The 8460-nt window shown below is 48.9% G+C and carries 3 protein-coding genes; 1 reads left to right on the forward strand and 2 read right to left on the reverse strand.

Going from position 1 to position 8460, the window contains the following annotated elements:
* Nucleotides 1-609: 609 nt before the first annotated feature.
* Complete coding sequence (locus tag OIN60_RS22665; protein WP_370872529.1) at nucleotides 610-708, forward strand: hypothetical protein; 99 nt, start codon at nucleotides 610-612, stop codon at nucleotides 706-708.
* A 332-nt stretch (nucleotides 709-1040) separates the two neighbouring features.
* On the opposite strand, the gene OIN60_RS17410 is transcribed toward OIN60_RS22665, so the two are convergent.
* A complete protein-coding gene (locus OIN60_RS17410) occupies nucleotides 1041-8240 on the reverse strand; it encodes an OmpL47-type beta-barrel domain-containing protein (protein ID WP_305756141.1) in 7200 nt (2399 codons plus the stop codon).
* A 20-nt stretch (nucleotides 8241-8260) separates the two neighbouring features.
* A partial coding sequence (locus OIN60_RS17415; protein WP_305756142.1) for a hypothetical protein occupies nucleotides 8261-8460 on the reverse strand: 200 nt, incomplete at its 5' end.

The raw sequence follows: 8460 nt of genomic DNA on the forward strand, positions 1-8460 counted from the left end.
AGATAAAATATCTCAATGATCCGTTCCGGTTTTTATACTGTCATAGACATGTACCAAAAACCTTCACGGGGCGATTTCACTTCGTGAAATCTACTCACTCGTTGTTCAGTTTTCAAAGATCAAACTTTTATTCTTGCGTTCGCATCTTGAATTCGCGACCGGAATTAGAATATAACATAGAATCAATCATATTGGCAAGCATTATTTTTCGCCATCTTGCTCACCAGCCACTTTTAATCAAAGACTGGATTAATAATGTAACATAAACACGAGAATAATAGCAACTAGAATTTCCCCTTATAATTAATCAGGAAAACTCCCACCTTTATGAAGAGCGGGAGTTTCACATAGAAATAGAAGTACTACGCTGAGGCGTCACTTTTCAGAAATGGCAGGAACCAGCTTTCTCCCCGTTCATCTTAATATCTACTTTAGAGCCTGCTTTTATTGATACTTTGAAAATAGGTATCTTACCCTATTCGATGAAATTTCCTTTTTCATTTTATAACCCAACGGAGCCGTAGCCGTCATGGAGGTTTTAATGCTGAGGTCAGTTGGAGCAACAACATCTCCGGCAAAGGCAAGCTGACCAAAGAAGGTACAGGCACTCTGAAGCTGGAAGGCAAAAATACGTACTCCGGCGGAACCAGATCAACGATGGAACACTTGGAGCTAAGTCCGCGACAGCTCTTGGCAACGGAAACGTAACAGTCAGCGAAGGTACCCTAGATCATATAACGTAAATGTTATCCATACTAGCCGCCTCGTACAGTTGGAAATCACTACGAAGTAAATCATCCAGGAAAACGTCAGTGTATATGAAACCTAGGTTCAAAAAAAGTGCCTAATCTATGAAGAAGGAAGATGCTATTTTGCAAGAAGTTCCTGACTTCGTAATCTGAGCCTCGATACTCAGCCTAAGGTATTGGAAGGCACGTGGAAGCCGTCCATGATCGGAAGACATGGCACGACGATTCTTGAAATCGTCATGCCATGTTTCGTCTTCATTAGCACATTTCCAAATCAATAATTTAATCTCATCAAAGCTTTTGAAGCATATTAAAGATCATCTCCGCAGCTTCCGCGCGAGTAACATCGCTTTTCGGACGGAATGTCCCGTCTGGGTACCCCTGAACTAACAGTTCTTTGGTCAAGCCCATAACCTCACTTTTGGCCCATTTCGAGATATCTTCCTCATCCTTATATACCTTCTCAAGCGCATCTTTTGGTAAATTCCTCATAGCGTTACCGATCATTTTGGAGGCTTGTTCCCGATTAATCACAGCATTTGGAGCAAATATGTCCTCACTGAATCCTCGCGCAACCACATGCGTGATGGCTGTCTGTAATTCAGGAATATACCATGCCCCTGAGTCGGTATCCTTAAAGCTCAGTGCCTTTTCAAAAGCCTTTGGAATATCTAGGGCTCGAACCATCATAGCCGTAAATTCAGCTCGTGTAACTTTCCGATTCGGTTCAAAGGTAGTCTCTGTCGCCCCCACGATCACTCCATTTGCAGCCAAGTATTTAATTTTATCGCGGCTAAAGGTTGTATCAATATCGACGAATGCCTTATCTGAAGATAATGTCGCCCCGGAATTTACATCTGCAACTGGGATACCAACATCAAGCTCCGTTGGAGCTTTAATGGGTGTCGAAGGTTCTTCGATAATCGTTGTTTGACCGCCTCCTCCACCAGTTCCCACGGATGGCTTCGTGTCCGTCCGCACCGTGAGCTCTTTCGGATCGGACTTCACTCCCCCGGTATTTTCTGTCCAAACGGTAAAGGTGTAACTTGTTCCAGGAGCCAATTCATTTTTGGTGAATTGATTCGCTTTGCCGCGATACACCTCCTTGCCGGCTAAGGATACAACCACGGTGTCATTCGGCTGCACATCTTCTATAAACAACGTGACGGAATCAGTAGTATGCTCACTGCTTAATTTGAAATCCCCCGCTGGTAGCGTCTCAAATGCCGCTGTAAGCACTTTCCCGTTTCCGCTACTGTTTACAGGTTCTACTCCAACGACATAGGTCTGAGAGCTACTTAAACCGCTTAAATCGTAAGCCAGGCTTGTCGTTTCCCCGATAGGTTGTTCATCCAGATACACTCGGTAGAAGTCTGCGCCGTTGACTTCCTTCCAGGCAACCTGGGCGGTGGATGAGGTAATCTCAGAAACCTGAAGGCTTCCTTCTTGCATATCGCTCGGCAACATCCGCCGTGTGAATCGGCTGTAGCCCCCTTCTCCGTTGTCATTTACGGCGAAGACACGGAAGTGATAAATAATCCCAGGAAGAAGATCACCCACAGTAATAGCAGGCCCGGTCACAGTTCCGAGATCCCCAAATCCTTCCTGTTCTATCCGGTATGATATCGCGCTCTTCGAAGGCGTCCATGCCAAGGTAAATGACGTATCCTTCGCGTTCACGCTTTTCAATTCCTGCGGGGCTGCCGGAAGCGTGAGTACGCTTGCGTCCACTTCTTTCCCAAACCCGGAGGAATTTCCGCTGGCTACGCTTGCTTTGTAGGCCGTTCCGCCTTCAAGCCCATTGAAAACAGCAAACGTATCGGAAACGGTCATTGTCTCTCCATTCATGCTTACCTGATACTTGGTCGCGCCAGGCACTGCATCCCAGCTCACTTTAACGCTCTTCTCGCCAATTTCAGTGAATCGGAGTTCGTCCACCTGCAGCGGGAGCGTCAGTGCATAAGTTGCTTCTGTTACCCCTAAACCGCTGCGGTTATACGCCTGGATCGTAAACTGAGCCGATTGGCCAGCCGGCAGATCCCGGATCGTGATTTCGTTCTGATCGGCGCTCAGTTTTGCTGGCGAACCGCCATCAACCGAGAGCCAGTAACCCGCTGCGCCCCGTACATGTCTCCAACCGAGCCGGATCCAATCCTCGCCTGCGTCCAGGCTGCGGAAGTCTTCGGCTTTGGCCGGAAGCGTAATGAGATCAAACCTCGCTTCATCCCCACTGCCGGACTCATTCGTTGCGGTCAAGCGATAGCTGTACTCGGTTCCGGAATTCAGACCGATATCATGGAAGGCGTTATACACATCGTCGTACACCGTTGTGCTGTCCCGTTCCAATTCATAATAAGTGGCGCTTGTTACGCTGTCCCACTGCAGATCAACATCCTGCTCTCCAATCCGGACATACGTAAATCCTGGGGATGCCGGGAGAGACATAATGGACTGATGTGTGGCAGGGCCCTCTCCGCTCTCATTGATCGCGGATATGGAAATGTCATAGAACGTAGCCGACTGCAGATTCAGCACCGGCGCATATACGCTGCTCGTAACCGTCTCATTGAATACCTCCTGCATAGTATCAGCCTGTACAGCCCTCAAGCGATAAGCAGTTGCCGACTGAACAGGGTCCGCGCTGACCAGGATCTGGCTGGAATCATTTTGGACTGGCGACACAACCATATGATGCGGAGCTGCAGGAAGAGTTAATACCTCTGCGGTGTTGCTGGTTGTGTCTCCCACATGATTGCTCACGATCATCTCGAATGGATAGCGGGTACCCGGCTGCAGGTCTGTAACGGTAAATATGTTTTCCGGATAATCAGCGGTGAAACGTTGGCCAGTGGACTGGTTGTGCAAGGTGTATTTATAACCATTTGTATAAGCAGATCCGCTTGGCAAAGACCATTCGAGGACCGCCTCATCCTGTTTTACCGACTGTACCGATAGGCTTGGAGCTTTCGGTTCCTCCTGCAGGTGGAACGGCTTCGAAACGGTTATTTCTTCGTTCCCCACCTGGTCAACCGCTTTGGCATGAATATACCAAATGCCTTCATCCTGGATTGTTACTTCCACCCGGTTATCGGCTGCTACATCCCAGGTAACTGGTGCTTCCGGGGAATTCGTAATTTTGTAAAACCTCTCTTCGACGCCCGATCCTGCATCTGAAAAGGAAACGGAAGCTTGGATGTCATCATCCGACCAGCCGCGACCGTCCGGATCGATGTCTAAAACGGGTCCCTGCTTATCGATATATACCGTCTTGCTGGTTATGGCACTCACGTTCCCCGCGGCATCGATGGCGCGGGCAGAGATCACTACTGTACCGTCTTCCGTTATGCTGCCGCTGCTGCCCTTCTCAAAGGATCCATTACCAACTTGGTATTCATAAAAAAACGGGCTGAGCGAATCGGTGCTGCCGTCCACCGTGAAATCCACATTGCCGGCAGTATAGTCGTCCTCTGTTGCAGTAATCACCGGCACGCTTGGAGCCGTCCGGTCTACCACTACACGCAACGGTTCCGAATCAGTCACATTACCGCCCTTATCGATTGCTCTAGCATGCACATACCAGATGCCCTCATCTGTGATCGTGGTCTCCGTATCGCTATCGACCGAAGTCCAGGTCTGTGGTGCATCAGGTGAATCAGAAACTTGAATATAACGTTTGTCGATGCCAGAAAGCGTATCTGCAAATTTAAATTTTGCCCGGATAGCATCTTGAGCGTATTCGGCATCAGCAGTCACAGTGACTTCTGGTTTCGACTTATCGATCGTCAGTTCATAGACAGCTTCCTCGCTGACATTTCCAGCCTGATCGTATGAGCGTGCCGTGATCACGGTCGTACCTTCAGCAGACACGTTAAAATCATCTGCCGCGTCTACCGGCCACTTAAATTGTGTTGCGCCAGACAGAATATACTCCGTCCTATGCATACCCGATCCGGCGTCTGTTCCCGGGCGGATATGAACACTTACATCTTCAGGGCTTGGAGACGCTTTGCTTACTTCAATTATTGGTGCGGATGGGCTGGTAGTATCGACGAGAACCGTAACGCTTGTTTCTTCCCCCACGTTGCCTACATCGTCTGTGGAACGGGCAGTGATCACCGTCTTCCCTTCTATAGCAGCAGGTATAACAAACCAAGAAGTGTACGGCTGCCAGTCTTGCGTTACTGATCCTTCCAATTTATATTCCGTCAGGCTGGTATCCTGGTCGGCCGGTGGTTCAATGGTTACCCGGATATCGCGGTTGGATACCATTTTAGAAGGCTGAATCTCCGGCAGGCCAGGGCTTGTCCGGTCGATCCGAATGATTTCCTCGGTCACGTCACTGGCATTCCCTGCTTTGTCGATGGTTCGCGCCCTGACAACCGTCTTTCCTTCAGTAGTGATCGTGAATGGACTTTTCACTTCTTTCCAGTCAGCATTCTCAGCGCCGCTCAATGCGTATTCTGTTTTCTCAACACCAGAAAATGCATCCGTTCCAGGTGTGACACTGACTGAAACGTCACTTGCCACTTTACCGGGTGGATCCGTTATGATTACCGGATTAGTCGGCTTGGTTGTATCGATCTGAACGGAAGCTGCGCTTACGGCACTAAGATTACCTACGTCGTCAAAGGAGCGGGCAGTGATGATCGTTTCTCCTTCAACCGCAGGAACGGAAAACCGTCCGCTATAGGTCTGCCAACTCTGTGTCACTGCACCATCCAGCTTATATTCCGTCCCCCTTAAATCGCTATCTGCAGCAGGCACAATCTCTACAGGTATGGCCACATTCGAGAGTACTTTCGACGGTACGATCGTAGGTTTAGCAGGCCCCGTTTTGTCGATATGGATGACCGCTGTCCTTACGCTGCTGATATTGCCTGCGTTGTCCACGGTTCTGGCGCTGACCGTCGTCTGTCCTTCGCTGGTCACCTGGAAGGAACCCGAGTAGGTCCTCCAATCAGCAACGGTGGCACCGGCAAGGGCATATTCCGTGATCCTTACGCCTGACAAAACATCCGTTCCAGGCGTAATGCTTGCTGTTACGTCACTTGTCACTTTCCCGCTCGGATTCAGCGAAATCATTGGACTGGTTGGCGTGGTCATATCGAGCAAAACTTTAGCTGTATTCTCGCCGCTATAGTTCCCAGCGGTATCAATGGAGCGAGCAACAATGATGGTCTCTCCTTCGACCCTTGGCAGGGCAAAACTGCCGTTGTACCGCTGCCAGGTTTGTGTAATAGCTCCGCTCAACCTGTACTCTATATAATTCAAATCCACATCACCTGCAGGCGCAATCTGCACAGTGACCGTTTGATTACTCAGCGTGGAGGATGGAGTTATTGTTGGTTTGCCTGGTCCAGTTCGGTCAATGGTTACAACGGTCGTCGCTGTTGAGCTGATATTCCCGGCGTTATCGATCGTTCTCGCACTCACAGTGGTCTGTCCTTCTGCGGTCACCCTGAAAGAACCGGTTACAGCACTCCAGCCCGCAGTCTGTGCACCGCCAAGCGAATACTCTGTTCTCGAAACGCCGGAAATACTGTCGCTTCCTCCCGTTATGTTGACCAGCACATCTGTATTTACTTTTCCGGTTTTATCCGTAGAAATCGCTGGCTGACTGGGAGCGGTCCGGTCAATATATGCCGTCCCCCTGTTCTCTGCACTGGCATAGCCGTCAACATTCACAGAGCGGCCATATACATTCGTGATCCCTTCATTGGAAATGACTGCAGTGCTGGCACTTGTCCAGCCAATATTGGTTGCCCCGTCCATCCGATACTGAACCGTAACCGGCCCTGTATCGGGATCGTTGGCCCCATTCAGTGACACAGCAACGTTACCATTAGTCCAATTCGTTGGATTAACCGTAAGCGTTGGAGCAGGTGGACCTGATGTATCCGGCTGATAGACCATGTTAAAGTTAATTCCGTCAACAGCCCCTGTTGTTCGACCGTCTACTTCTGCCTTTTCCACTTTCAAGTATCTGAATGGCTTTGGAAATTTGCTTGAATCCAGCACTCTCCAACTTCCAAGATAGGGCGTCGAGGATTCACTTCCGCTGATGTAATAATCAGAAATTTCAGTCCAGGCACCACTATAGTACTTATCCCCCGTCTGGGAAGCATAAATCTTCATGCCTCCTCTCCAGCCGCTGGCCATAAAGTTGATCGTGTATCGACCAGGGTTAACGTCATACCCTATGTCGATGTACCTTACCTCCGCGAAAAAATAATGGCCATTGGATTGATAAGTACCACCATCAGCATCGTTGCCCCCACCAGTCCCACCATAGTTTCCGGAAAAACTGGTGTAATTCCCATCATTGTTGGAAACGTAAACGTCTGAACCTGCGTATGTTTTCGCAGCAGGAACAAATAAACTCAGTGTTTGGCCAAGTAACACCAACACAAGAATGAATCCGGCAATCGCATTCGCTCCTCTTCGTTTCTGAGGAGTAAGGATCCTTCTTCTCGAAAGGATCACCCCATGCTTACCAGCCCGTTGTTGCTCTTCAGGCTGTTTAATCCGAAGCTTATAGTAGCGGAGATTCACAACGTTCTCCATCAACTTGACAGATGTCTGTTTAGCAAATGTTTTCTCAATTGCCAATGCCCAATTCTTCATTTGGCTCATTACTCGATCCCAAACGGCTGCTTCTTTGCCCGATTCTAAAGCTGCCCATTCCGCAGCAGTACGCATAACTGGACCGGATGAAGCCGCAGATTGGATTTTGGCATCCGCAGAGGCAATATTACTCACCACCATGGATACACCCAGAGCCCGAGCATACACCGTAGTTCTACCTTCCTTGGTGATGGTAAAAGGCTCGGTGTAATCAATCCAAGGACCAAATTCTCCTAATTTGTACTGGGTCTTCTCTGTCCCTGCACGACTACCGGTAATGGTGACGAGAACAGGTTGCTCCGTGTAGTCAGAACTGCTCAACCGAATACTTGGCGTAGCCGGCCGTGTTTTGGCAATAGCCGTCATTGCCTGAGCTACTGCACTGCTGTTCCCAGCATGATCCACCGTGCGGGCATAGATGACCGCATCTTGATCCAGAATGCGCACAGGTAAACGGTAATCCTTCCACTCACCGTCACCAATCTTGTACTGGCTTTTTAGCACACCGCTGCCGCCTGCATCCGCTCCATCCTGAAGGGCAAGCTGCTTTTCATTACTGTCCCAGCTCACATTGTTCACCCAAATATTCGGCATATCGGGCATGATAATATCTTTATTAAGTATATTTATTTCGTTGTTATGTGAATTATTTTTACTTTTAACGGCTTCTTCTCGCTCCATATCTGCAGCTTGTTTATCTGGCTCTGAATGAGAATCTGAAGAATCTCGTATTAGTAATTCCGCATTCTTCAATTGATTGGCTGCCTCCGGCATATCAGTCGATCCGTAAACGGAGGAGCCGAAATACGGATTAAAGATCCCGGATACCAATATGATCAGGAGAAGAATGCTTTTGCATCTTCGCAAATGTTTTCCCCCTCTACATTTTAGTGGGTTACAGAGGACCTGAAGTCGTCATAACTGGACAAGTTCGCATGGTAGTAAGCAACGTCCCCGTCCGGAGCTGCAAATTCATGGCCATACTTATCCTGGACTGCATTGCTGTACCCTTCCAGCTTCCATTGGTTATCCAGCGGCGTTTTATCCCCTGGCAGTCTGTAATACCTCAGATGTGGCGTATCCGATC

Source organism: Paenibacillus zeirhizosphaerae, assembly GCF_030705605.1.
Taxonomy (GTDB): domain Bacteria; phylum Bacillota; class Bacilli; order Paenibacillales; family Paenibacillaceae; genus Paenibacillus; species Paenibacillus zeirhizosphaerae.